This window comes from Agromyces sp. NPDC052230 (assembly GCF_040679595.1).
GTDB lineage: Bacteria > Actinomycetota > Actinomycetes > Actinomycetales > Microbacteriaceae > Agromyces.
Window position 1 is genome coordinate 977,356 of the sequence record NZ_JBFAVC010000001.1, and the last position, 22,466, is coordinate 999,821.

At 70.5% G+C, this 22,466-nt stretch carries 23 protein-coding genes; 11 read left to right on the forward strand and 12 right to left on the reverse strand.

The features are described 5' to 3' along the window. Positions 1-17 precede the first annotated feature (17 nt). Together AB0K73_RS04875 and AB0K73_RS04880 are read left to right on the forward strand one after the other, a co-directional pair. Positions 18-323, forward strand: coding sequence for a hypothetical protein (locus tag AB0K73_RS04875; RefSeq protein ID WP_360510283.1), 306 nt, complete (start codon positions 18-20; stop codon positions 321-323). Next, positions 320-838 carry an isoprenylcysteine carboxylmethyltransferase family protein gene (locus AB0K73_RS04880; RefSeq protein WP_360510281.1) on the forward strand — a complete coding sequence of 173 codons (519 nt, stop codon included), beginning with the start codon at positions 320-322 and terminating at the stop codon, positions 836-838. The genes AB0K73_RS04875 and AB0K73_RS04880 overlap by 4 nt, the downstream gene beginning before the upstream one ends. Here the strand turns inward: AB0K73_RS04880 and AB0K73_RS04885 are convergent. The 3 genes from AB0K73_RS04885 to AB0K73_RS04895 all read right to left on the reverse strand — a co-directional run bounded on the left by AB0K73_RS04885 (position 828) and on the right by AB0K73_RS04895 (position 3,645). Next, the gene (locus tag AB0K73_RS04885) at positions 828-2,231 is read right to left on the reverse strand and encodes an alpha-hydroxy acid oxidase (RefSeq protein ID WP_360510279.1); all 1,404 of its coding nucleotides are present in this window, start codon (positions 2,229-2,231) and stop codon (positions 828-830) included. The two genes, AB0K73_RS04880 and AB0K73_RS04885, sit on opposite strands and share 11 nt — an antisense overlap. Beyond that, complete coding sequence (locus AB0K73_RS04890) at positions 2,225-2,992, reverse strand: FCD domain-containing protein (protein WP_360510277.1); 768 nt, start codon at positions 2,990-2,992, stop codon at positions 2,225-2,227. Before AB0K73_RS04890 ends, AB0K73_RS04885 begins: the two co-directional genes overlap by 7 nt. 80 nt (positions 2,993-3,072) lie before the next feature. Next, positions 3,073-3,645 (reverse strand): TetR family transcriptional regulator, encoded by a 573-nt coding sequence (locus tag AB0K73_RS04895; protein WP_360510275.1) that lies wholly within the window; start codon positions 3,643-3,645, stop codon positions 3,073-3,075. A gap of 75 nt (positions 3,646-3,720) precedes the next feature. On the opposite strand from AB0K73_RS04895, the gene AB0K73_RS04900 reads away from it, so the two are divergent. The 3 genes from AB0K73_RS04900 to uraD all read left to right on the forward strand — a co-directional run bounded on the left by AB0K73_RS04900 (position 3,721) and on the right by uraD (position 5,162). After that, on the forward strand, positions 3,721-4,296 hold the full coding sequence (locus tag AB0K73_RS04900) for a dihydrofolate reductase family protein (RefSeq protein WP_360510273.1): 576 nt from the start codon (positions 3,721-3,723) through the stop codon (positions 4,294-4,296). Positions 4,297-4,439: 143 nt separating this feature from the next. Further along, on the forward strand, positions 4,440-4,643 hold the full coding sequence (locus tag AB0K73_RS04905) for a hypothetical protein (RefSeq protein ID WP_360510271.1): 204 nt from the start codon (positions 4,440-4,442) through the stop codon (positions 4,641-4,643). A gap of 3 nt (positions 4,644-4,646) precedes the next feature. Then, positions 4,647-5,162 carry a 2-oxo-4-hydroxy-4-carboxy-5-ureidoimidazoline decarboxylase gene (gene uraD, locus AB0K73_RS04910; RefSeq protein ID WP_360510269.1) on the forward strand — a complete coding sequence of 172 codons (516 nt, stop codon included), beginning with the start codon at positions 4,647-4,649 and terminating at the stop codon, positions 5,160-5,162. 41 nt (positions 5,163-5,203) lie between these two features. Here the strand turns inward: uraD and AB0K73_RS04915 are convergent, their stop codons facing one another. Next, positions 5,204-6,238 carry an NAD(P)-dependent alcohol dehydrogenase gene (locus AB0K73_RS04915; RefSeq protein ID WP_360510267.1) on the reverse strand — a complete coding sequence of 345 codons (1,035 nt, stop codon included), beginning with the start codon at positions 6,236-6,238 and terminating at the stop codon, positions 5,204-5,206. A 118-nt stretch (positions 6,239-6,356) separates the two neighbouring features. Between AB0K73_RS04915 and AB0K73_RS04920 the strand changes: the two genes are divergently transcribed. Then, on the forward strand, positions 6,357-6,860 hold the full coding sequence (locus tag AB0K73_RS04920; protein ID WP_360510265.1) for a DUF1707 domain-containing protein: 504 nt from the start codon (positions 6,357-6,359) through the stop codon (positions 6,858-6,860). Between the two features lie 26 nt (positions 6,861-6,886). Here the strand turns inward: AB0K73_RS04920 and AB0K73_RS04925 are convergent, their stop codons facing one another. Continuing rightward, positions 6,887-7,900 (reverse strand): NYN domain-containing protein, encoded by a 1,014-nt coding sequence (locus AB0K73_RS04925; protein WP_360510263.1) that lies wholly within the window; start codon positions 7,898-7,900, stop codon positions 6,887-6,889. 54 nt (positions 7,901-7,954) lie between these two features. Then, complete coding sequence (locus AB0K73_RS04930; RefSeq protein ID WP_360510261.1) at positions 7,955-8,548, reverse strand: DJ-1/PfpI family protein; 594 nt, start codon at positions 8,546-8,548, stop codon at positions 7,955-7,957. 174 nt (positions 8,549-8,722) lie between these two features. Between AB0K73_RS04930 and AB0K73_RS04935 the strand changes: the two genes are divergently transcribed. Beyond that, positions 8,723-9,499: an IclR family transcriptional regulator C-terminal domain-containing protein gene (locus AB0K73_RS04935; protein ID WP_360510259.1), complete on the forward strand. Its 777-nt coding sequence runs from the start codon at positions 8,723-8,725 to the stop codon at positions 9,497-9,499. Positions 9,500-9,581: 82 nt separating this feature from the next. Further along, entirely contained in the window at positions 9,582-11,168 is a 1,587-nt protein-coding gene (locus AB0K73_RS04940; RefSeq protein ID WP_360510257.1) for a serine hydrolase, read from the forward strand. Between the two features lie 40 nt (positions 11,169-11,208). On the opposite strand, the gene AB0K73_RS04945 is transcribed toward AB0K73_RS04940, so the two are convergent. From AB0K73_RS04945 to AB0K73_RS04970, 6 genes are all read right to left on the reverse strand, one after another. Next, a complete protein-coding gene (locus AB0K73_RS04945) occupies positions 11,209-12,147 on the reverse strand; it encodes a 2-hydroxyacid dehydrogenase (protein WP_360510255.1) in 939 nt (312 codons plus the stop codon). Between the two features lie 118 nt (positions 12,148-12,265). Continuing rightward, positions 12,266-13,720 carry a rhamnulokinase family protein gene (locus tag AB0K73_RS04950; RefSeq protein ID WP_360510253.1) on the reverse strand — a complete coding sequence of 485 codons (1,455 nt, stop codon included), beginning with the start codon at positions 13,718-13,720 and terminating at the stop codon, positions 12,266-12,268. Next, on the reverse strand, positions 13,717-15,753 hold the full coding sequence (locus AB0K73_RS04955; protein WP_360510251.1) for a bifunctional aldolase/short-chain dehydrogenase: 2,037 nt from the start codon (positions 15,751-15,753) through the stop codon (positions 13,717-13,719). Before AB0K73_RS04955 ends, AB0K73_RS04950 begins: the two co-directional genes overlap by 4 nt. After that, a complete protein-coding gene (locus tag AB0K73_RS04960) occupies positions 15,750-16,685 on the reverse strand; it encodes an alpha/beta hydrolase (RefSeq protein WP_360510249.1) in 936 nt (311 codons plus the stop codon). The genes AB0K73_RS04955 and AB0K73_RS04960 overlap by 4 nt, the downstream gene beginning before the upstream one ends. Before the next feature lie 17 nt (positions 16,686-16,702). Next, complete coding sequence (rhaI, locus tag AB0K73_RS04965; protein ID WP_360510247.1) at positions 16,703-17,869, reverse strand: L-rhamnose isomerase; 1,167 nt, start codon at positions 17,867-17,869, stop codon at positions 16,703-16,705. Next, complete coding sequence (locus tag AB0K73_RS04970; protein ID WP_360510245.1) at positions 17,866-18,345, reverse strand: L-rhamnose mutarotase; 480 nt, start codon at positions 18,343-18,345, stop codon at positions 17,866-17,868. The genes rhaI and AB0K73_RS04970 overlap by 4 nt, the downstream gene beginning before the upstream one ends. A 120-nt stretch (positions 18,346-18,465) precedes the next feature. Between AB0K73_RS04970 and AB0K73_RS04975 the strand changes: the two genes are divergently transcribed. The 3 genes from AB0K73_RS04975 (at position 18,466) to AB0K73_RS04985 (ending at position 22,466) form a co-directional block, all read left to right on the forward strand. Continuing rightward, complete coding sequence (locus tag AB0K73_RS04975) at positions 18,466-19,479, forward strand: LacI family DNA-binding transcriptional regulator (protein WP_360510243.1); 1,014 nt, start codon at positions 18,466-18,468, stop codon at positions 19,477-19,479. Between the two features lie 117 nt (positions 19,480-19,596). Next, positions 19,597-20,955 (forward strand): NADP-specific glutamate dehydrogenase, encoded by a 1,359-nt coding sequence (gene gdhA / locus AB0K73_RS04980; protein ID WP_360510241.1) that lies wholly within the window; start codon positions 19,597-19,599, stop codon positions 20,953-20,955. Positions 20,956-21,053: 98 nt separating this feature from the next. Further along, positions 21,054-22,466 (forward strand): cellulase family glycosylhydrolase, encoded by a 1,413-nt coding sequence (locus AB0K73_RS04985; protein WP_360510239.1) that lies wholly within the window; start codon positions 21,054-21,056, stop codon positions 22,464-22,466.

Below are 22,466 nucleotides of genomic sequence, written 5' to 3' on the forward strand. Positions count from 1 at the left end.
GCTCCTACCGTCGGGGCATGGACCTCGCCGTGTTCGCCGGCATCCTCTCGACCGGCCTCTTCGCCATGAGCTACCTGCCCATGCTGGTGAAGGCCGCGCGCACGAAGGACCTGTCGTCGTACAGCCTCGGCAACATCGCGATCACGAACGTCGGCAACGCCGTGCACTCCGTGTACGTCTTCAGCCTGCCGATGGGCCCGATCTGGTTCCTGCACACGTTCTACCTCGTCGCGTCGGCGCTGATGCTCGTGTGGTTCCTGCGGTACCAGGCGGCGTGGCGGCGGCGGGTTCCGCGTCGGGCCCCCCGGGAGAGGACGTCATGAGGACGAGCATCATCAGACGCGCCAAGGCGGTCTATGACAACCTCCCGTTGCCGGCGGGATCGGCTGTCGGCTCGGTACTGCTCATCGTGTTCGATCGTGCGCGCCGCGCCCCGTTGCCGGGCTCGCGGGCCGTGCAGCGAACTGCGGGTGGCGCCTCAATCGCCGCGGGGATCGCGCTGAACCTGTGGGCGCTGATCGAACGCCGGCGTCGGAGCACCGGCGAATTCCAGCTCGAGCAACCGGACGCACTCGTCACCACCGGGCCGTACGCGTTCAGCCGCCACCCCATGTACTTCGGCTGGTGGCTCATCCACCTCGGCGTCGGTGTGATGCGAGGGACCCGTTGGGTGGTGGCGACACTGCCGGTGGCCGTCATCCTCGAACACGTCGGCGGCGCGCTCGCCGAGGAACGCGAGCTCTCGGCCCGGTTCGGTGACGAGTACACGCGGTACGCCGAACGGGTGCCGCGCTACGCGGGCTGGTCTCCGCGGCGCGGCGGCCGCGCTATTTCGTGACGGAGCTGCGAGCGGCAGGCTTCGAGGGAGATGCCTTCGTTGTGGAGGCCTTCGTCGCGGCCGTCTTCGTCGTCCCCGTTGTCTGACGCGAGGCCGGGCGCGGCGTGCGCACCGTCGTGGGCTTCGACGAGGTGACGGCGGCCGCGGCATCCGCCACCGGATTCGCGACCGGCTGCAGGCGCGCGAGCTGCGTCACGTGCTGCGGGCCGAGCTCGTCGAGCGTCGCGACCTCGAGGAGCTTCATGGTGCGCTCGATCTCGGAGCGCAGGATGGCGATGGCCCGATCGACGCCGCGGCGCCCGCCGGCCATCAGCCCGTAGAGGTAGGCGCGCCCGATGAGCGTGAATCGGGCGCCGAGCGCGATCGACGCCACGATGTCGGCGCCGTTCATGATGCCCGTGTCGAGATGCACCTCGAGGTCGCTGCCCACTTCGCGCACGACGTGCGGCAGCAGGTGGAACGGGATCGGTGCGCGGTCGAGCTGACGGCCGCCGTGATTCGAGAGCACGATGCCGTCGACGCCGCGGTCGGCGAGCAGCTTCGCATCCTCGACGGTCTGAACGCCCTTGACCACGATGTTGCCGGGCCACATCTCGCGGATGATGTCGAGGTCCTCGAACGAGATCGTGGGGTCCATCGCCCAGTCGATCATCTCGGCGACGGTGCCGCCGGTCGAGGTGAGCGAGGCGAACTCGAGGGGCGGAGTGGTGAGGAAGTTGATCCACCAGGCCGGGCGCGGGATGGCGTTCACGACCGTGCCGACCGTGAGCTGCGGGGGAATCGAGAACCCGTTGCGCTTGTCGCGCAGGCGAGCGCCCGCGACGGGCGTGTCGACCGTGAAGAAGAGCGAGTCGAAACCGGCGGATGCCGCGCGCTCGACGAGCCCGTACGACAGTTCGCGCTTGCGCATCACGTAGAGCTGGAACCAGTTGCGGCCCGTAGGATTCGCCGCCCTGACGTCCTCGATCGACGTCGTGCCGAGCGTCGAGAGCGTGAACGGGATGCCCGCGGCGCCGGCAGCCCCCGCGCCGGCGATCTCACCCTCGGTCTGCATCATGCGCGTGAACCCGGTGGGCGCGATGCCGAATGGCAGGGCGCTCGGGGCGCCGAGCACCTCGCGCGTCGTGTCGACGACCGGTACGTTGCGCAGGATCGACGGATGGAACTCGACGTCCTGGAACGCCTGGCGTGCGCGCGCGAGCGAGAGTTCACCCTCGGCCGCGCCCTCGGTGTACTCGAACGGCGCCTTGGGCGTACGCCGCTTCGCGATCGCGCGCAGGTCGGCGATGGTCAGCGCCTGCTCGAGCCGACGGTCGGTGGGGTTCAGCGTCGGCTGCTTGAACTGCATGAGCCGACCGAGCTCGCGGGGGTTCGGGAACTGGCGCTTCACCATGTCGGGTCGCTCTCTTTCGGGGAGATCTCGGCGTAGTACCCCGAGATGTGGTCGTGGATTCGGGTGCAGGCGGTTGCAGCGTCCGCTGCCCTGATCGCCTCGACGATGCCGCGGTGCTCGCGACGCAGGCGGGCGGAGGTCGCGCGCCAGTCGTCGAGGCGAGCGAGGCCGGCGAGCGCATAGCCCTCGATGCCGCTGCGAAGGCCTGCCATGGTGGCGGTGATGACCTGGTTTCCGGATGCCTCGGCCAGCGCCAGGTGGAAGGCCGCGTCGAGCGCGAGGAACTCGGGCGGCTCGAGGCCGGGGGAGTCCATGGCGTCGAGCAGTCGCTCGGCGGCGGAGAGGTCGGCGCGGGTGGGGCCGCCGGACGCCTCGGTCGCAGCGAGGTCGCCCACGACGGATGCCTCGAGCACGAGCCGGGTGCGCACGATATCGGCGACAGGGAACCCGCGCGCCGCCACTTGCAGGCGCATGAGGGCGCTCATGGCGCCGCCCGGCGTCGCGATGATGATCGCGCCCGAATTCGGCCCCGAGCCCGCGTGCGTGCGGATGAGGCCGAGCACCTCGAGCACGCGCAGCGCCTCGCGCACGCTCGACCGGCCGACGCCGAGTGCGGCCGACAGCGCGCGTTCGCCGGGCAGGCGGTCGCCGGGGGCGAGGGTGCCGTCGACGAGCTGCCGTTCGACGTGCTCGAGCACGGTCTGCCAGGCCCGCGGTTCGATGGAGCGAGCGGATGCCTCGTCGCCCATGCCGTCCTCCATCCGCCAGCCGCCTGTGGTCAGACCACAGTACCAGATGTGGTCAGACCACAGATCGACGAAGGGTTCCGGCGGGCGCTGCGTCAGCCCTCGGGCAGGAGTCCCGCGACGAGCGCGTCGATGATGTCGTCGGTCGGGGTGTCGGGATCGATCGGCGACGTGAGGCGGTCGAAGACGAGGCCGTCGATCGCGTAGTGGAACAGGGCGATCTCGCGAGGTCCGCCGGGCAGGCGGGCATTCGTGTTGAATGCGACATCCGCATCGAAGGCCGCACGCTGCCAGGCCGAAAGCACCGCGGCGATCTCGGGCCGGCGGGTGGCCTCGAGGCGGAGTTCGAAGAGGGCGAGCGTGACCTCGGGCTCGGCGGTGAGGCGCCTGACGATGTCGCGGAGGTACTCCGCGAACAACGCGCGGCTGGGCGGTTCGCTCGCCCGGGCGGCGAGGTCGGATTCGGAGGGTGCCAGGCGCTCCGCGATGCGGTCGACAAGTCCGGCGATCAGGGCGTCGCGGCTGCGGAAGTAGTTGGAGGTGGTGCCCTGCGGCACACCCGCTGCCTGGTCGACGGCACGATGCGTCAGGCCCCGGGCGCCGTCGCGAGCGAGCACGTCGATCGCGGCATCCGCGATCCGGCGCCGACGATCATCGTTCCTGGCCATGCCGTCGAGTGTAGACGTAACCACTACGGCTGTGGTACTTTCGCAACCACTACATCGGTTGTGATTGGAATCTGCATGCGAAACCTCGTGTATTACGTCGCCGTCAGTCTCGACGGCTATATCGCTGGCCCTCGAGGCGAGTACGACGCGCTCCTCGCCGAGGGCGACCACATGGACGCGATCTTCACTCGCTTCCCCGACGCCGTGCCTACCGCTGCAGCGACGGCACTCGGTGTCGAGCAGCCCGGTACGGTGTTCGACACGGTGCTCATGGGCTGGAACACCTACGCCGTGGGGCTGCCGCTCGGCGCGACCAGTCCGTACTCGCACCTGCGACAGATCGTCTTCTCCCGCTCCCGGCATGCCGAGGCCGAGGCGCTCACGGTGACGGGAGACGACCCGGTCGACGTCGTGAGCAAGCTCAAGGCCGAGGACGGCGCCGATATCTGGCTCTGCGGCGGCGGCAGCCTCGCGGCAGCGCTCGTCGACGAGATCGACCGGCTCGTGCTCAAGGTGAACCCCGTGCTCTTCGGTGCGGGCATCCCGTTGTTCGCGGGCGACGCCTACGAACCGCGCGCGTTCGACCTCGTGGAGAGCACGCCGTACCGCACCGGCGTGACGATCGCGGAGTACGCCCGGCACGCAAGCTGACCCGCGCGGGTCGGATGCCGCGTGGCCGGAGTCTCCCGCCGACTACCGGCACCCGCCCGCACCGGCAAGCCCCTGGCCACCCGGGCGCACGTCGGCGGAGACTGGTCGCACGGGCGCACCCGCGCCGGAAGGAGCGCACGACGATGAGCGACATCAACACGCCTCGCGACGAGCATCCCCAGGAGGGCGGCGACGACCGCGAGCCACCCGCCGACATGTCGTCGTACAACATCGAGCCGCCGCCCGCCGAAGGCGACGAGATACCCGGCGTCCCCGATGCGAGTCGCGGCCTCGACGACGGGGCCGAGGACGAGCCGGGCGCCAACGCCACCGGCGTCGGTGTCTGACGGGTGAGCGGGCGCATCCAGACGGGCGAGCGGTTCCGCGACGAACTCCGCGCCTGTCTGCACGTCGAGCGCTGGGTCGACGAGGTGGCGGATGCCGCGCCCTACGATTCCCTCGAGGAGCTTCTCGCCGCGGCCGCCGACGCCGCGACCCCGCTCAGCGCTGACGAGATCGATGAGGCGCTCGCCGCACACCCGCGCATCGGCGATCGGGCCGCCGGCGACGGCGCGGCGGCCGGGTTCTCGCGTGCCGAGCAGTCCGCCGCCGACGCGGACGACGCCGAGCTCGCCGCAGCGATCGCCGCCGGCAACCGCGCCTACGAGGAGCGATTCGGCCGGATCTTCCTGATCCGGGCAGCGGGTCGATCGCGGTCGGAGATCCTCGCCGAGCTCACCCGACGCATCGAGCTCGACGACGAGCGTGAACTCGCGGTCGTGGGCGAGCAGCTCCGCGAGATCGCGCGGCTCCGGCTCGAGCGGTTCTACGCGGATGCCGCGGGGCCGATCGGCGAGGCCTCCTGACCCATGCCGATCGGCGCCGCGGCATCCGCTCGATCGCCGACCTACGGCACCACGACCGCTCGACCGCGGAGCGTGCCCTCGTGCAGGCGGCGGTACGCCTCGGGCGCCTCGTCGAGCGAGAACACCTCCGTCTCCACGTGAACGAGACCGGAACGGGCCAGCTCGAACACCTCGAACAACTCCGAACGCGAGCCCCAGTACGGCGATCGCACCGCCGAGTCGTACGGGCTTGCGAGCAGGCCGCTCGGCAGTGTTCCCGCGCCGACGCCGACCAACACCTGGTCGCCCTCGGCGGCGACCATCGCGTGTCCCGAGTCGAGCGTCGGCTGGATCGCGACGAAGTCGAACACCGCCGTCGCGCCCCTGCCGTCGGTGAGTTCTCGCACCCGCTCGGCGGCCTCGCCGTCGGACGGGAACACGTGATGCGCTCCGACCTCGGTCGCGAGCTTCAGCTTGTCGACGCTCACGTCGAGCGCGATGACGTTCGCGGGCGTCAGCGCGCGCAGCATCTGGATGCCGACGTGTCCGAGTCCGCCCGCGCCGATGACCACGGCCGTCGAGCCGGGCACGAGCTTCCGCAGCGACATCTTGATCGCGTGGTACGGCGTGAGACCGGCATCCGTCAACGCCACGTTCGCGACCGGATCCAGATCGCCGATGGGGAGCAGGTGCCGAGCATTGGGCACGAGCATGTACTCGGCCATCGAGCCCGGCGCTCCGAGCCCGGGAGGCGCGATGCCGAGTTCGGCCGCACGCGGGCAGTAGTTCTCCTTGCCCTGCGCGCACTGGTAGCAGCGCCCGCAGCCCTGCGGGCCGTAGACGGCCACCGATTCGCCGAGCTCGAGCCCGGTGACGCCCTCACCGAGCTTGTCGACGACGCCGACGCCCTCGTGACCGAGCGTGAGCGGGAGTCCCCACACGTACTGGTCGGCGGGCAGGCTCATGATGAAGCTGTCGGAATGGCAGGCGCCGGCCGCGGTGACCTTGAGCCGCACCTGCCCCGGACCCGGTTCGGGTGTTTCGACCTCGACCACCTCGGGCTCGGCGCCGATCTCGCGGTACTGCAGTGCCTTCATGTCCTCGTACTCCGTTCGTCGCGGCGGTTCTGCCTGCGGCACAGTCTGCACGGTCGGATCGACGGATGCCACGACGAAAGTCCCATGGACTCGGGTCGACAGGCGGCACGCTGGGGTCATGAGCGGATATGCGAACCCAGACCTGCCTCAGCTGCGGCTGAGCGACGCCGAGCGCGACGAGGCCGTGGGCGCCCTCGTCGCCGCCCGAACCGAGGGGCGCCTCACCGAGCCCGAGTACCAGGAGCGGGCGAGCGCCGTGCGCCGCGCGGTCACGAGGGGCGACCTCGTGCCCCTCTTCGCCGATCTCCCCGACTCGGCCCCGCCCGAGCAGCAGCTGCCGCAGCCGACTGCTCCCGTGCCAGGGCCTCCGCCCGCGGCGGTGGCGCCGCCGATCACGGGCTACGACGGTGCCGCCGCCTATCGTGAACCCCGCCGCTCGAAGGCGCTCGGCGGCCGGGTCGGCGACACCATCATGGCGCTCGTGCCGTTCCTCGCGGTCGGACTCTTCTTCCTGTTCGGGTTCTACGTGAGCTTCGCGTGGTCGTGGCTGTGGTTCCTGGCCATTCCGGTCGCGGCGATCATCATCTACGGCCCGGGCGGCGGGCGGGACTCCGGCAGCTGACCCGACGTCGGTGGTCGGACCGGCGGTCAGTCCTTCTTCGCGGACTTCGGACGGATGCGCACGCGGTTGCCGCCCGTCTCGTCGAGTTCGACCACGCCCGCGCGCGACTTCACGAAGTCGGTGAACGAGGCGAACCCGAGGGCACGCTCCTGGAACCCCGGATCCATGCGGAGCATCTGGTTCTTCACTGCTCCGCTCGCCTGCCACTCCTGGTCGTTCTTCGCGCGCAGGAGTTCCAGCGCCTTCAGCAGCAGCCGGCCAGGATTGCGAGCGGTCGGGGCGGTTGCCGGCGTGGCTTCCTTCGACGCGCTCGCCTTCTCGGGGGGTGGCGCCGTCGCAGCATCCGCTTGCTTCGCCTTCGCGCTGCGTCCGGTCTTCTTGGGGGCTCCGGTGACGGTGTCGGATGCCGCAGCCGTGTCGGTGTCGAGTGCCGCAGCCGTCGGCGCGGACTGCGCGGCCTCATCGGCCTCGACCGCGGCATCCGTCGACAGCAACGCGTCGTAGTCGGCGAACTCGTCGCACGACGCCGTGAGTGCGCGGCTCGTGCCGCCCGACACGCCGATGCCGACGACATAGCGGCCGAGCCGCTTGCACTTCTGCGCCAGCGCCACGTAGTCGGAGTCGCCGCCGACGATGACGATGTGGGTGAGGTCCTCGAGGCGGAACATGTCCTCGACCGCGTCGACGGCGAGGCGGATGTCGGCGCCGTTCTTCGTGGCCGAGAGGGGGAACAGCTGCACGAGGTCGACGGCGCGGTCGATGAGCTGGCTGCGATAGCTCGCGTTGACGGGCGTCGACCAGTCGGCGTACGCACGTGAGATCGCGATCGTGCCGAACGTCGCCGCGAAGTCGAGCACCGCGTCGATGTCGACCGTCGCCTCCTTGAGGCGAGCAGACGCCACCGTGCCGGGCGCGACGGTCTTGGAGCGCGACGTGTCCTTGCGGTACGCGCCGTCGCCGTGCAGTTGGTCGTACCGCGAGATCACGATGTTGTCGAAATCGAAGTACAGGGCCACGCGGGGTTCTGCCGAGGCGGGCATGTCGACCTTCCGTTGATGGGCGTCACCTCGATCGTAGGCCCGTGGGCCCGCTCCTCAGCCCGCGGAAGTCGCCGCGAGCTCGGCATCGGGACGCACGCCCGAGGCCTCGAGCACCTCGAGGAACGCCTTCATCCACGTGCCGTTGTCGGGCCAGGCCCGTGCCGTGACGAGCTTGCCGTCGACCACGCCGCCGCCGTTCTCGAACACGCCTCCGGCCGTCTCGACGTCGACCGCGAGCTCGGGGTACGCCGACGAGGTGCGGCCCTGCAGCACGCCGGCCGCGGCGAGCAGCAGCGGTCCGTGGCAGGTCGCCGCGACCGGGGCATCCGCCTCGAAGAAGTGCCGCACGATGCGCTTGGCGTCCTCGTTGTTGCGGATGTACTCGGGCGCGCGCCCGCCGGGCACCACGATCGCGACGTAGTCGGCCGGATCGACGTCGGCGAACGCGACATCCGCCGGCCAGGTGTGGCCGAGCTTCTCGGTGTACGTGTCGAATCCGTCGACGAAGTCGTGCACGACGAACTGCAGCCGGCGCGCCTCGGGGGCGCCGAGGTGCACCTCGAAACCCGCCTCCTGGAGGCGATGGTAGGGGTAGAACACCTCGAGGGTCTCGGCGGCGTCGCCGGTGAGGATGAGGATCTTCGACATGGGGTGTACCTCTCTGTACGTCGGGGCGGTCGGAATGGGTCCTGTGGGCGGATGCCCCGCCCGCGGCATCCGCCCGATGATCGTCGCCCCGCGGGGGTCGCCGCGTCACGGGGCGTTCGCACTATCTGCGAAACGCCATGGAAGTCCACGCGGTGCACCCGTAGCATCGGCGTCATGAGCGCAGTGGAGCGCCGGAGCGGCGCGGGCATCCAGTCGGCCGAACGCGCGCTGCGCATCCTCGAACTCGTCGGCGCCGCACCCACGGGGCTCACCGCCGCCGAGATCGCCGAGCGACTGGGGCTCGGTCAGTCGACCACCTACCGGCTGCTCGCGACCCTGCAGCACGAGGACTACCTCACCCGGCAGCCGGGCGAGCACCGGTACATCCTCGGTCGGTCGGTCGACGAGCTGGGGCGCGCGCTGCAGGTGCAGCTCGTCGCCACCGATCCGGTGCGAGCGGTGCTCCGCGCGCTGCACGACGCGGTGCACGCGCCGGCGTACCTCACGGTGTTCCGCGGCGACGACATCGCGGTGGCGCACATCGCGGACTCGCCCGAGCATCCGCGCATCGGCCAGCTGCACGTGGGCTTCGCCGAGGCATCCCACACGACCGCGTTCGGCAAGCTCATGCTCGCCTCGCGCGACGATGCCGCGGTCGCACGCTTCCTCGAGCGGCGCGGTGCCGCCCGGCTCACGGCTTCGAGCGTGACGGATGTCGCGACGCTGCGTGAGCAGCTCGACGACGTGCGTGCCCAGCAGCTCGCCGTCGAGGTCGAGGAGTACCTGCCGAAACTCGCGTGCATCGCGGCGCCCGTGCGCAGCCCGGCCGGGCGGGTCGTCGGTGCCGTGTCGGTGTCGGTCTCGGCGAAGGACCTGCCGTCCCGGGCGTGGGAACTCGAGCGGGCGGTGCGCCGCGGGGCGTGGCAGGTGTCGGCGCGCGTCGCCGGCTGAGCCGTTGGCCCCCGCATGCGCGGCAGCGGTCGCCCCCGTGCGCCGATAGTGTCGGGACTGCCGCGTCGTTCGAGGAGTCGCCATGTCGCACGTCAGTCCCGCCCTGCCGTTGCTCGCCATCGCGACAGTGATCGCGCTCACCGGTTGCACCGCCGAGACCGCGTACGCTCCGCGCCATGTCTCGGGCGACACCCCGGCGGGCGATGCGGTGGGGCTCGCCGACGAGGCGCTCGATGCTGCGCTGGAGGAACTGCCGTCCCTCGTGCGACGCGTGCTCGAGGAATCGGGCGTGCCCGGTGCCGCCGTGGCCGTCGTGCAGGGCGACGAGCTGCTGTTCGCCGACGGGTTCGGCGTGAAGGTCGTCGGCGGCGACGACCCGATCGAGCAGGAGACCGTGTTCCAGATCGCCTCGATGTCGAAGCCCATCGGCGCGACGGTCGTGGCGACGCAGGTCGGCGCGGGCGTCGTCGACTGGGACACCCCTGCGGCGCCCCTGCTGCCGGGCTTCGCGCTCTCGGACCCGTGGGTGACCGAGCACGTGACCATCGGCGACCTCTACGCGCACCGATCGGGGCTGCCGATGGCGGCCGGCGACGACCTCGAGGACATCGGCTACGACCGCGACGAGGTGCTGCAGCGCCTGCGCTTCGAGCCGCTCGACCCGTTCCGCACCACGTACAACTACGCGAACTTCGGCATGACGTCGGGCGCGCAGGCCGTCGCGAACGCGGCGGGCGTCGAATGGGCGACGCTGTCGGAGCAGGAACTCTACGCACCGCTCGGCATGGACTCGACGAGCTCGCGCTACGACGACTTCCTCGCGCGAGACGATCGGGCGACCCTGCATGCGCTCGTCGACGGCACGTTCCAGGCGCTCTACGAACGCGACCCCGACGCCCAGTCGCCCGCGGGCGGCGTGAGCTCCAACGTCATCGACATCGCCAAGTGGATGTCGCTCATCATCGGCGAGGGCACCTCCGCAGGCACCGAGCTCATCAAGCTCGACGCGCTCACGCCGGCGATCACGGCCGAGATCGTGTCGGGGCATCCGCCGTTCCCCGGGCGCCCCGGCATGTACGGCTACGGCTTCAACGTCGGATCCCAGCCCAGCGGACGCGTCGCCCTGAGCCACTCGGGTGCATTCACCCTGGGCGCCGCGACGAACTTCCAGATCGTGCCCGAACTCGGGCTCGGGGTCGTCGCCCTCACGAATGCCGGTCCGGTCGGCGCCGCCGAGGCGATCGTCGCCGAGTTCCTCGATCGCGTGCAGTTCGGCGAGTCGACGCGCGATTGGTACCCCGCCTACAACGGAGCGCTGGCCCACTATTACGCGCCCGCCGGCGATCTCGCAGAAGCGACGGCGCCCACCGGCCCCGCGGCATCCGCTCCGCTCGATCAGTTGGCGGGAACCTGGACGAACGAGTACTTCGGCGACGCCGTCGTCGAGCTCGACGGCGACACGCTCACGGTGCGCCTCGGCCCCGACGGCGGCTACGCGTTCGAGCTGGAGCCCTGGGACGGGAACACGTTCGCCTTCGTGCCGACCGGCGAGAACGCGCCCGACGGCTCGCGCTCCTCGGCGACGTTCGAGCTCGGCGGAGGTGCCGGCGGGGACCGGATGACCCTGCAGTTCTTCGACGCCAACGAGCTCGGCACCTGGACGCGCTGACGCCGTCGCTTCGGCAGGCGTGATCGGGGCTTGGTCGGATTCAGCTGCGCAGCACGACGTTGCGGGGTTCGTCGCCGCGGAGCATCCGCTCGATCTGATCGCGGAGCAGCCGTGCCATGCGGGGCATCATCGCGCTCGACGCGCCACCGACGTGAGGCGAGATGAGCACGTTGGGCAGCGCGAAGAGCGGGTGGCCGTCGGGGAGCGGCTCGGGGTCGGTGACGTCGAGCGCGAAGCGCAGACGGCCGCGGGTGGCGTGGTCGATGATCGCGTCGGTGTCGGCGACCTTGCCACGGGCGATGTTCACGACGAGCGCGCCGTCGGGCAGTGCCGAGAGGAACGCGTCGTCGACGAGACGCGTGGTGTCATCGCTGAGCGGCACGCCCACGATGACGATGTCGACCGTGGGGAGGAGGATCGGGAGTTCGTCGATGCCGTGGATGTGCCCGGTCTCGTCGTCGCGTGCCCGCGAGGCGACCCGCACCAGCTCGACCTCGAACGGTGCAAGCCGCGCCTCGATCGCCCGGCCCACGCCGCCGTAGCCGAGGAGCAGCACGCGACGGTCGGCGAGGCTCGCATGGCGGGCGGGCGCCCAGCGGCCCTCGACGGCGCCGCGCACGAAGCCGGGGATGCCGCGTTGCACGGCCAGCGTGAGGGCCAGCGCGAGTTCGGCCGTGGAGGTCTCGTGCACGCTCGCCGCGTTCGCGTAGATGTGTCCGGGCGGCATCGCGGCGGCGATGTCGTCGTATCCGATCGACTGTGCCTGCACCAGTCGCGTCGTCACGTGCACGAGCGAGCCGAGCAGTCGCGCCGTTCCCATGTACGGCGGCACCACGATGTCGAGGTGGTCGGCAGGCGGCGCCGACTTGAGATCCCAGATGACCACCTCGGCGCCCTCGGGCACGCCGCCGGGGCCCTCCGCGAGGGCGGTTCGCAGGGTCTCACCGGGCACGGTCACGAGCAGGCGGGATTCGGTCATGCGGCCATCCTTCCAGAGCGGTGCTGCGCTGCTAGCTTGGGCGCATGGCGGGGACAGTCCAGCTCGAACGCGTCGCCGTCATCGTGCTGCAGCAGCTCGCCCACGGCCACTGACGACTTCAGTGGGCGCGCGGCACGTACCGCTTCGGCACGAATGCCCGCGCCACGAGGCCGCGCAGCGCCTCGAGGCCGCCGCGTGCGAAACCCTGCGCGCGCGCCTGCACGAGCACGTTGCCGATCGCCGTCGCCTCGACCGGGCCGGCGAGCACCGGGATGCCCGATCGGTCGGCGGTGCGCTGGCAGAGCAACTCGTTGAGCGCACCGCCGCCCACCAGGTGGATCGTCTCGACATCGACCGTGGAGAGCACCGACGCCGTGCGCACGGCCGACGCGAACGCCTCCGCGAGGCTCTCGATGATCGAGCGCGCGACCTCGGCGCGGCTCTGCGGGGCGGCGACGCCATGCTCGGCGCACCACTCGGCGATGCGGCCGGGCAGGTCGCCGGGCGTGAGGAATCGCGGGTCGTTCGCGTCGAAGACGGCGACGCGATCGGTGACGGATGCCGCGGCCGCCAGCAAGTCGGCGAGGTTGACGGTCTCGCCGCCGCGTTCCCACCATCGCACCGACTCGCTGAGCAGCCACAGGCCCATGACGTTGTGCAGGAATCGCACCCGCCCGTCGACGCCACCCTCGTTCGTGAAGTTCGCGTCGCGCGCGGCATCCGTCGTCACCGGATGCTCGAGCTCGACGCCCACGAGGCCCCACGTTCCGCAGGAGATGTACGCGGCCGACTCGGCGTGCATCGGCACCGCGACGACGGCGGAGGCCGTGTCATGCGAGCCCACCGCGACCACTTCGATGGCGGCGGGCGCGCCGAGGTCGGCGGCGATCTCGGCGCGGAGCCCGCCGAGCGACTCACCGGGTGAGACGAGCGGTGCGAAGACGGATGCCGCGAAGCCGAGCCGTTCGATGAGCTCGTCGTCCCACTCGCCCGAGTCGACCGCCACGAGCCCGGTGGTCGACGCGTTCGTGCGCTCGGCGACGTTGGCGCCAGTGAGCTGGAACGCGATGAGGTCGGGGATGAGCAGGAGCGAGTCGGCGAGGTCGAGCCAGCCTTCCGGTCGGACACCGTCGCTCGGCCGCTGTTGCTCGGCGGCGAGCTGGTACAGCGTGTTGAACGGCAGGAACTGCAGGCCGTTCCGCCGGTAGAGCTCGTCGAACGGCACGATCGCGTGCACCCGCTCGACGCCGGCCTGGTTGCGGTCATCGCGGTAGTGGAACGGCTCGCCGAGCAGTCGACCACCCCTGAGGAGGCCGTAGTCGACGGCCCAGGCGTCGACGCCGATGGATGCGACGGCCGGCTCGCGGCGGAACGCGTCGGCGAGACCGCCGGTGAGGTCGCGGTAGAGGCCCGTGAAGTCCCAGTGGAGGCCCGAGGCGAGCCGCACGGGCCCGTTGGGGAACCGCGCGATGTGGTCGAGCTCGATCGTGCCGGCGCGCCCGTCGACGCGGCCGAGGATGACGCGGCCACTCGTCGCGCCGAGATCGACCGCGGCAACGGTGCCCCCACTCATCGCAGGAACGCCGCGGCAACCCCCGCGTCGACCGGGATGTGCAGGCCGGTGGTGTGGCTGAGCTCGGGCCCGGTCAGCACGATGACCGCGTTCGCGACGTTCTCGGGGAGCACCTCGCGCTTCAGGATCGTTCGCTGGGCGTAGAACTTGCCGAGGTCCTCCTCCTCGATGCCGTAGGTCTTGGCGCGGTTGGCGCCCCAGCCCGACGCGAAGATGCCCGAGCCGCGCACGACACCGTCGGGGTTGATGCCGTTGACCTTGATGCCGTACTCGCCGAGCTCGACCGCGAGCAGTCGCACCTGGTGGGCCTGATCGGCCTTCGTCGCCGAGTAGGCGATGTTGTTGGGTCCGGCGAACACCGAGTTCTTCGAGGAGATGTAGACGATGTCGCCACCGAGGCCCTGGTCGATCAGCACGCGCGCGGCGGCCTGCGACACGAGGAACGAACCCTTGGCCATGACGTCGTGCTGCAGGTCCCAGTCGGCCTCGGTGGTCTCCAACAGCGGCTTCGAGAGCGAGAGTCCGGCGTTGTTCACCACGAGGTCGAGGCCGCCGAAGGCGAGCACGGCGTCGTCGATGGCCTGCCGGACGGCCACGGCATCCGTCACGTTCGCCTGCACCCCGATCGCGACATCCGTGGTTCCGAGTTCGGCGGCCGCAGCCTGCGCCTTCTCGAGGTCGAGGTCGGCGATCACGACGCACGCGCCTTCGGCCGCGAGCCGGGTGGCGATGGCCTTGCCGATGCCGGATGCCGCGCCGGTGACGAGCGCGACGCGCGTGGCATGCGGTTTCGGCTTCGGCATGCGCTGCAGCTTCGCCTCCTCGAGCGCCCAGTACTCGATGTGGAACTTCTCGGCATCGGAGATGGGGGCGTAGGTCGAGATCGCCTCGGCGCCGCGCATCACGTTGATGGCGTTGATGTAGAACTCGCCCGCCACGCGCGCGGTCTGCTTGTTCGCGCCGTACGAGAACATGCCGACGCCGGGCACGAGCACGATCAGCGGGTCGGCGCCGCGCATCGCGGGGCTCGAGGCATCCGCGTACGCCTCGTAGTACGCCCGGTAGTCGGCGCGGTACGCCTCGTGCAGCTCCTTCAGGCGGGCGATCGATTCCTCGACGGATGCCCCAGCCGGCAGGTCGAGCACCATGGGCTTCACCTTGGTGCGCAGGAAGTGGTCGGGGCAGCTGGTGCCGAGCGCTGCGAGTCGCGGGTGCTCGCCGCGCGCGAGGAAGTCGACCACCTCAGGCGCGTCGGTGAAGTGACCGACCATCGGGCGGTCGTGCGACGCGAGCCCGCGGAGAGTCGGGGCGAGCGCGGCGGCCTTCGCGCGACGCTCGGCCGGGTCGAGGGCCTCGTAACCGGGCAGGACGGTTCCGAACGGCTCCGCCCTGCCGTGCTCCGCGATGTAGGCCGCCGCGGCGTCGATGATCCGGAGTGAGTTCCGCTCCGACTCCTCGGACGTGTCACCCCACGCGGTGATGCCGTGCCCGCCGAGGATGCAGCCGATCGCCTGCGGGTTCGCCGCCTTGATCTCGGCGATGTCGAGGCCGAGTTGGAATCCCGGCCGCCGCCACGGCACCCAGACGACGCGATCGCCGAAGATCTTCCCGGTGAGCTCTTCGCCGTCGGCCGCGGTCGCGATCGCGATGCCCGAGTCGGGGTGCAGGTGGTCGACGTGCGCCGCGTCGACGAGTCCGTGCATGGCCGTGTCGATCGACGGCGCCGCACCCCCCTTGCCGTGCAGCGTGTAGTCGAATGCCGCGACCATCTCGTCCTCGCGGTCGACGCCGGGGTAGACGTCGACGAGCGCGCGCAGCCGGTCGAGTCGCAGTACCGCGAGGCCCTGCTCGCTCAGCGTGCCGAGGTCGCCGCCCGAGCCCTTCACCCAGAGCAGCTCCACGGGCTCGCCGGTGACCGGGTCGGTCTCGGTGCCCTTGGCCGACGTGTTGCCGCCGGCGTAGTTCGTGTTCTTCGGGTCGGCGCCGAGGCGGTTCGACCGCGCGATGAGCTCGGCGGCTGCCTGGTTCGTCATGGGATGGATCCTTCGGTGATGGAATCGGCGGTCAGGGTGGCGAGCCAGCGCACGACTCGGTCGAGGGTGGCGGATGCCGCGGGCTCGTCGGGTCGGTTCAGGTGCCCGTGCTGCGTGCCGGGTTCGGTCACGAGCTCGACCGGCACGCCCGCCTCGACGAGCGTCGTGGCGAACACCTCGCCCGACACGCGCAGCTCGTCGGCCTCGGAGTTCACCAAGAGCACGGGCGGGAACCCTGCGACATCGGATGCCGCGGCGAGGCCAGGGACGGCGGGGAGCGGCGCGTCGTCGACCGGCCCGCCGAGGTACCCCTCGTACATCGCGAGCACGACGTCGGGCCCGAACCGGTCGGACCCGGGGTTCGCGTCGAGCAGGGCGCGGAGCGCGGCATCCGGCGCCGGCTGCACGGCGAGGAGCGTCGGATACGCGAGGAAGACGCCCGCGGGCGGGGCGTCAGGTTTCGCCGACGGGGCGCGCGTCTCCTGCGCGACCTCGGGTGTGGCGCCGGGCGCAGGCGCCCCGCCGGCGAAGTCGATGATAGCGCCAGTCGGCATGGTTGTGCGCGCCAGAATCCGCAGGACGGAACCCGCAGCGAGGTTCGCGCCGGCGCTGGCTCCACCGAGCGCGGCGCGGGTCGGGTCGATGCCGAGTTCGTCGGCGTGCTCGAGCATCCATCGCCAGGCCGCGATCACGTCGTCGGACGGCGCGGGGTAGCGGCATCCGTCGCCCACCAGGCGGTAGTCGACCGAGACGACCGTGAGCCCCCGTGCCGCGAGCGTGCGTGCGACCCAGTGGGCCTCGGGCATGTCGAGGTCGCCCGCGGCGAACCCGCCGCCGTGCACCCAGACCAGCGCGGCCGTCGGGCGCGTGGCCGCGGCATCCGCCGGGTACACCCGCACGAGTCCACCGGCCGCGGGAGAGGGCTCGGTCATCTCGAATGACATCGTACTCAGGCGCCCCAGCCGGCCTGCACGCCGCCGACGCGCTCCTCGGCGGTCTTCGCAAGGTACCCGGATGCCGAGAACGCGCGCATGGGGTCGGCGGCGAGCCCGCGCGACTCGCGCCACTCCGCGAGCGCGGGGCGCACGTCGGTGTAGAACGCGTCCATGAAGATGCGGTTCGCCTCGAGCACGTCGCCCGACACCTGCGCGGCCCGCAGCGCATCAGTGTCGACGAGTAGGGCGCGCGCGGTCATCTCCTGCACGTTCAGCACCGAGCGGATCTGGCCGGGGATCTTGTCCTCGACGTTGTGGCACTGGTCGAGCATGAACGCGACATCGGGGTGGTTGAAGCCGCCGCCGCGAATCACCTCGAAGATGATGCGGAACAGCTGGTACGGGTCGGCGGCGCCCACGATGAGGTCGTCGTCGGCGTAGAACCGTGAGTTGAAGTCGAATGAGCCGAGCTTGCCGAGGCGCAACAGCTGCATGACGATGAACTCGATGTTCGTGCCGGGCGCGTGGTGGCCCGTGTCGAGGCAGACCATCGCCTTCTCACCGAGGGCCGCGACCTGGGCGTACGACGTGCCCCAGTCGGGAACGTCCGTGTGGTAGAACGCCGGCTCGAAGAACTTGTACTCGAGCACCAGGCGCTGCTCGTCGCCGAGGCGCGCGTAGATCGCGGCGAGCGACTCGTGCAGCCGGTCCTGGCGGCCCCGCATGTCGGCCTGCCCGGGGTAGTTCGAGCCCTCGGCGAGCCAGATCTTCAGGTCGCGGCTGCCGGTCGCGTGCATGATCTCGATGCACTCGAAGTGGTGGTCGATCGCCTTCCGGCGCACGGCCGCGTCCTCGTGCGTGAGGGCGCCGAACTTGTAGTCGTCGTCCTGGAAGGTGTTCGAGTTGATCGTGCCGAGCGCGACGCCGTGGTCCTCGGCATGGCGGCGCAGGTCGTCGTAGGAGTCGACCTTGTCCCACGGGATGTGCAGCGCCACGGTCGGCGCGAGCTTCGTGTACTGGTGAACCTGCGCGGCATCCGCGATCTTCTCGTAGGGGTCGCGGGGGGTGCCGGGCGTGCCGAAGACCTTGAAGCGGGTGCCCGAGTTGCCGAAGGCCCAGCTGGGCAGCTCGATCGACTGCAACTCGAGCTGATCGAGGACGTCCTGCGGAATGGTGCTCACGAGTGGCTGCTTTCTGTGCGAGTGGTGACGGATGCCGCGGGCCGGGCGTCGGCGTCCGAGGTGACGGATGTCGCGGGGCCGGTGCCCTCGTCGAGCGCGGCGAGCTGGTCTTCGAGGTGGAACACCTCGGGAATGCGGGGGGCGCTCTGGTCGGGGCGGTCGCCGTCGAGCGCAACGAAGAACTGGGCCATCTCGGCCTCCCACGCGGCCGTGCGGGGATCGTTCGCGAGTGCGACCTGGGCGACAGCGTCATCGTCGACCTCGTAGTAGCCGATGAGCAGCCCGTCGTCGCGCAGGAAGAGGGAGTAGTTGCGCCGACCCGAGGCCTCGATCGCGCGCAGCATGTCGGGCCAGACTGCGGCGTGACGCTCGCGATACTCGTCGAGGCGAGCGGCATCGACCCGCAGCTGGAAGCAGACGCGCTCGACCCGCCGTTCGCGATGGAGCCCCGCCGTGCTCGTCGTTGAGCCGTCCATGCCCTCCTCCTCCTTCATGAATCGTTTCAACGATACGACAGACGCGAGCGGAGTGCAAACGGAAGCCGCTTGCCCGTCTGAACTGCGCAGATTCCGTAGACTCCGACGGGGGAGGTGCCCATGGCAGTGAGCGTACGAGATGTCGCGGCCGCGGCATCCGTGTCGGTCGGTACCGTCTCGAATGTGCTGAACCGGCCCGACAAGGTCGCGCCCGACACCGTGGCGCGCGTACTCGCCGCGATCGACGAACTCGGGTTCGTGCGCAACGACGCCGCCCGGCAGCTGCGCGCGGGCCGGAGTCGCTCGATCGGCCTCGTCGTGCTCGACGTGCGCAATCCCTTCTTCACGGATGTCGCCCGCGGCGCGGAGGATCGCGCGGCGGAGGAGGGCATGACGATCCTGCTCGGCAACAGCGACGAGAACGCCGATCGTGAGCGCTCCTACCTCGATCTCTTCGAGGAGCAGCGCGTGCACGGCGTACTCATCTCCCCGCTCGGCGACGACGAGTCGCGCCTGCAGCGCCTGCGGCGACGCGGCACCCCGGTCGTGCTCGTCGACCGCGTCTCGGAGGACGGGGGCCTCTCGTCGGTGGCCGTCGACGACGTCGTCGGCGGCGAGCTCGCGGTCCGTCACCTGACGGGAGGCGGACGGCGCCGCATCGCCTTCGTCGGCGGGCCCACGAGCATCCGGCAGGTCGCGGACCGGCTCGAGGGTGCCCGCCGGGCCATCGCCGAGACATCCGGCGCCGAACTCGAGGTCATCGAGACGCCGTCGCTCACCGTCCTCGACGGACGTGCCGCCGGCGAGGCGATCCGCGAACGGCCGGCCGCCGATCTCCCCGACGCCGTGTTCGCCGTGAACGACCTGCTGGCCATGGGGGTGCTCCAGGCGTTCAACATGATGGGGTCCGTGCGGGTGCCCGACGACATCGCCCTCATCGGCTACGACGACATCGACTTCGCGGCGGCCGCTGTCGTGCCGCTCTCGTCGATCCGGCAGCCGGCCTGGCTCATCGGCTACACCGCGGTGGACCTGCTCCTGAAGGCCGCCGCCGAGCCCGACCGGGCGGCCGAGCAGGTGGTGTTCCAACCCGAACTCGTCGTGCGCGACTCAACGGGCGTCGCGACGACCTGAGCGCCGACTGCCGCCCGTCACGTCACACAGCGGATCCTCAACGTCCGTCTGGTTATGGTGGAGGGTGCCGCACTCGGTCAGCACCACGCGGCATCCGCTCCGATCGAAGGACCGCGCGTGAGCCCCAAGACCACCATCGCCGACGTCTATGCCCAGACGCTCGCGCGCAATCCCGGCGAGGCCGAGTTCCACCAGGCCGTGAACGAGGTCTTCGGCTCGCTCGACCGCGTGCTCATGAAGCACCCCGAGTACGTGCAGGCCTCGATCCTCGAGCGCGTGTGCGAGCCTGAGCGGCAGATCATCTTCCGCGTGCCATGGGTCGACGACGCCGGACGCGTGCGCATCAACCGCGGCTTCCGGGTGCAGTTCAACTCCGCGCTCGGTCCGTATAAGGGAGGCCTGCGCTTCCACCCGAGCGTGCTGCTCGGCACGGTCAAGTTCCTCGGCTTCGAGCAGATCTTCAAGAACGCACTCACCGGCATGCCCATCGGCGGCGGCAAGGGTGGCAGCGACTTCGACCCCAAGGGCAAGTCCAACGCGGAGGTCATGCGGTTCTGCCAGTCGTTCATGACCGAGGCCTACCGCCACATCGGCGAGTACACGGATGTCCCGGCCGGTGACATCGGCGTGGGCGCCCGCGAGATCGGCTACCTGTTCGGCCAGTACAAGCGCATCACCAATCAGTACGAATCGGGCGTGCTCACCGGCAAGGGCGTGACCTGGGGCGGGTCCCTCGTGCGCACCGAGGCGACCGGCTACGGCGCCGTGTTCTTCACGCAGCACATGCTCGCCACGCGCGGTCGCTCGTTCGATGGTGCACGCGTGCTCGTGTCGGGCTCGGGCAACGTGGCCATCTACGCGATCGAGAAGGTGCACGAGCTCGGCGGCATCGTGGTCGGCGCGTCTGACTCGTCGGGCTCGATCCACGATCCCGACGGCATTGACCTCGAGCTCCTCCGCGACGTGAAGGAGCGGCGCCGCGAGCGCATCGAGGCGTATGCGACCGAGCGTGGCGGGCGTGCTCGGTTCCTGCCCGGGGCATCCGTCTGGGCCATCGCCGGCGACGAGCGCATCGACGTCGCCCTGCCGTGTGCGACGCAGAACGAGCTCGGCGAGGACGACGCCGCGCGGCTCGTGGCGAACGGGCTCGTGGCCGTCGCCGAGGGAGCGAACATGCCGACGACGCCCGGCGCGGTGCGGGTGTTCCGCGAGGCCGGGGTGCTCTTCGGGCCGGGCAAGGCGGCGAACGCCGGCGGCGTGGCCACCTCTGCGCTCGAGATGCAGCAGAACGCGTCGCGTGACTCGTGGACGTTCGAGCACACCGAGGAGCGTCTCTCCGAGATCATGGCGGGCATCCACGAGCGCACCGCAGAGACGGCCGAGGAGTACGGCGCACCGGGGGACTACGTGGTGGGTGCGAACATCGCGGGCTTCATCCGCGTCGCCGACGCCATGCTCGCGTTGGGCGTCATCTAGGGCTGCCCGAGGCGGGAGTCGACAGTCCCCCGCGTCGTTGCGAGAAACCGCTTTCTCAGATAGGTTCGGGACGAACACAAATCCGGGAAAGGACACCGATGACCCGTCTCGACTGGCTCGCCGTGAGCGGCACCGACCTCGTCGACGAGAGCGGGTCCGCGGTGCGGCTCGCGGGCGTCGGCCTCGGCGGCTGGTTGAACATGGAGAACTTCATCACCGGCTACCCGGGCAATGAAGAGGACATCCGGCGCATCCTGCTCGACCGCATGGGGCGCGAGGCGTACGAGGCGTTCTTCGAGGCGTTCTACCGCGACTTCTTCGATGAGGCGGATGCCGCCCACCTCGCATCGCTCGGCATCAACAGTGTGCGCATCCCGTTCAACTACCGGCACTTCGAGGACGACGCTCGACCTTTCGAGTTGAAGGAGGAGGGGTTCGAGCGGCTCGACCGCGTGGTGACGCTGCTCGCCCGGCACGGCATCTACTCGATCCTCGACCTGCACGCGCTGCCGGGCGCGCAGAACCAGCACTGGCACAGCGACAACCCCACCCATCGCGCGACGTTCTGGAAGCATCCGCATTTCCAGGATCGCGTGGTGCACCTCTGGGAGGCGCTCGCCGAGCGTTACCGCGACCGCCCCGAGGTGGCGGGCTACAACCCGGTGAACGAGCCCGCCGACGAGTCGGGTGAGGTGCTGCCACGGTTCTACGACCGGCTCGAGCGGGCGATCCGGGCGATCGACCCGCGCCACGTGCTCTTCCTCGACGGCAACAAGTACTCGACCGACTTCAGCGCCTTCGACGCGCGCAGTGAGCCGCTGCCGAACACCGTCTACACCGCGCACGACTACGCCCTGCCGGGCATCACGAGCGCCACCGAGTACCCGGGCACGACGCGGGGCGAGTACTTCGACCGCTCAGTCGTGGAGCAGACCTTCCTCCGCCGCACCGAGTACATGCGCCGAACCGGCACGCCGATCTGGATCGGCGAGTTCGGACCCGTGTATTCGAACGACCGTTCGCAGGATCCGTGGCGTTTCCAGCTGCTGCGCGACCAGCTCGAGATCTACCGCGACCACGGCGCCAGCTGGGCGCTCTGGACCTACAAGGACATCGGCCTGCAGGGCCTCGTCTCAGCACGCCCCGACAGCGACTACGTCGAGCTCATCCGACCCGAGCTCGAGACGAAGCAGCGGCTCGGCATCGACTCCTGGGGCGGGTCGGACGTGGGCGTCCGCGACATCCTCGACCCCATCGACGCCGTCTTCGACGCCGAGTTCCCGGGCTATTCGCCATGGCCGTGGGGGCGCCAACCGCACATCGCCGTGCTGGTTCGGCATATCCTCCTTGCCGAACCGCTGGCCGAGCGCTTCGGCGACCGCTTCCGAGGGCTGACACCGGATGCCGCGGCCGAACTCGCGGCGTCGTTCCGCTTCGACCGCGCCGTGGAACGGACGGGGCTCTCCGACGTGCTGCGCGATCACCTGCAGCCGGCCGCCGCACGGGCCTGA

What these genes read in the sequence shown, in the direction of transcription:
- AB0K73_RS04880 (WP_360510281.1), top strand. Translation starts at nt 320, where the DNA reads ATGAGGACGAGCATCATCAGACGCGCCAAGGCGGTCTATGACAACCTC.
- AB0K73_RS04875 (WP_360510283.1), top strand. Translation starts at nt 18, where the DNA reads ATGGACCTCGCCGTGTTCGCCGGCATCCTCTCGACCGGCCTCTTCGCC.
- AB0K73_RS04925 (WP_360510263.1), bottom strand. Translation starts at nt 7,900, where the DNA reads ATGCCCGCCTCGGCAGAACCCCGCGTGGCCCTGTACTTCGATTTCGAC.
- AB0K73_RS04920 (WP_360510265.1), top strand. Translation starts at nt 6,357, where the DNA reads ATGAGCGGATATGCGAACCCAGACCTGCCTCAGCTGCGGCTGAGCGAC.
- AB0K73_RS04935 (WP_360510259.1), top strand. Translation starts at nt 8,723, where the DNA reads ATGAGCGCAGTGGAGCGCCGGAGCGGCGCGGGCATCCAGTCGGCCGAA.
- AB0K73_RS04895 (WP_360510275.1), bottom strand. Translation starts at nt 3,645, where the DNA reads ATGGCCAGGAACGATGATCGTCGGCGCCGGATCGCGGATGCCGCGATC.
- AB0K73_RS04915 (WP_360510267.1), bottom strand. Translation starts at nt 6,238, where the DNA reads ATGAAGGCACTGCAGTACCGCGAGATCGGCGCCGAGCCCGAGGTGGTC.
- AB0K73_RS04975 (WP_360510243.1), top strand. Translation starts at nt 18,466, where the DNA reads ATGGCAGTGAGCGTACGAGATGTCGCGGCCGCGGCATCCGTGTCGGTC.
- AB0K73_RS04950 (WP_360510253.1), bottom strand. Translation starts at nt 13,720, where the DNA reads ATGAGTGGGGGCACCGTTGCCGCGGTCGATCTCGGCGCGACGAGTGGC.
- AB0K73_RS04905 (WP_360510271.1), top strand. Translation starts at nt 4,440, where the DNA reads ATGAGCGACATCAACACGCCTCGCGACGAGCATCCCCAGGAGGGCGGC.
- AB0K73_RS04945 (WP_360510255.1), bottom strand. Translation starts at nt 12,147, where the DNA reads ATGACCGAATCCCGCCTGCTCGTGACCGTGCCCGGTGAGACCCTGCGA.
- AB0K73_RS04960 (WP_360510249.1), bottom strand. Translation starts at nt 16,685, where the DNA reads ATGACCGAGCCCTCTCCCGCGGCCGGTGGACTCGTGCGGGTGTACCCG.
- AB0K73_RS04890 (WP_360510277.1), bottom strand. Translation starts at nt 2,992, where the DNA reads ATGGAGGACGGCATGGGCGACGAGGCATCCGCTCGCTCCATCGAACCG.
- AB0K73_RS04940 (WP_360510257.1), top strand. Translation starts at nt 9,582, where the DNA reads ATGTCGCACGTCAGTCCCGCCCTGCCGTTGCTCGCCATCGCGACAGTG.
- AB0K73_RS04955 (WP_360510251.1), bottom strand. Translation starts at nt 15,753, where the DNA reads ATGACGAACCAGGCAGCCGCCGAGCTCATCGCGCGGTCGAACCGCCTC.
- AB0K73_RS04930 (WP_360510261.1), bottom strand. Translation starts at nt 8,548, where the DNA reads ATGTCGAAGATCCTCATCCTCACCGGCGACGCCGCCGAGACCCTCGAG.
- AB0K73_RS04985 (WP_360510239.1), top strand. Translation starts at nt 21,054, where the DNA reads ATGACCCGTCTCGACTGGCTCGCCGTGAGCGGCACCGACCTCGTCGAC.
- AB0K73_RS04885 (WP_360510279.1), bottom strand. Translation starts at nt 2,231, where the DNA reads ATGGTGAAGCGCCAGTTCCCGAACCCCCGCGAGCTCGGTCGGCTCATG.
- AB0K73_RS04970 (WP_360510245.1), bottom strand. Translation starts at nt 18,345, where the DNA reads ATGGACGGCTCAACGACGAGCACGGCGGGGCTCCATCGCGAACGGCGG.
- AB0K73_RS04900 (WP_360510273.1), top strand. Translation starts at nt 3,721, where the DNA reads ATGCGAAACCTCGTGTATTACGTCGCCGTCAGTCTCGACGGCTATATC.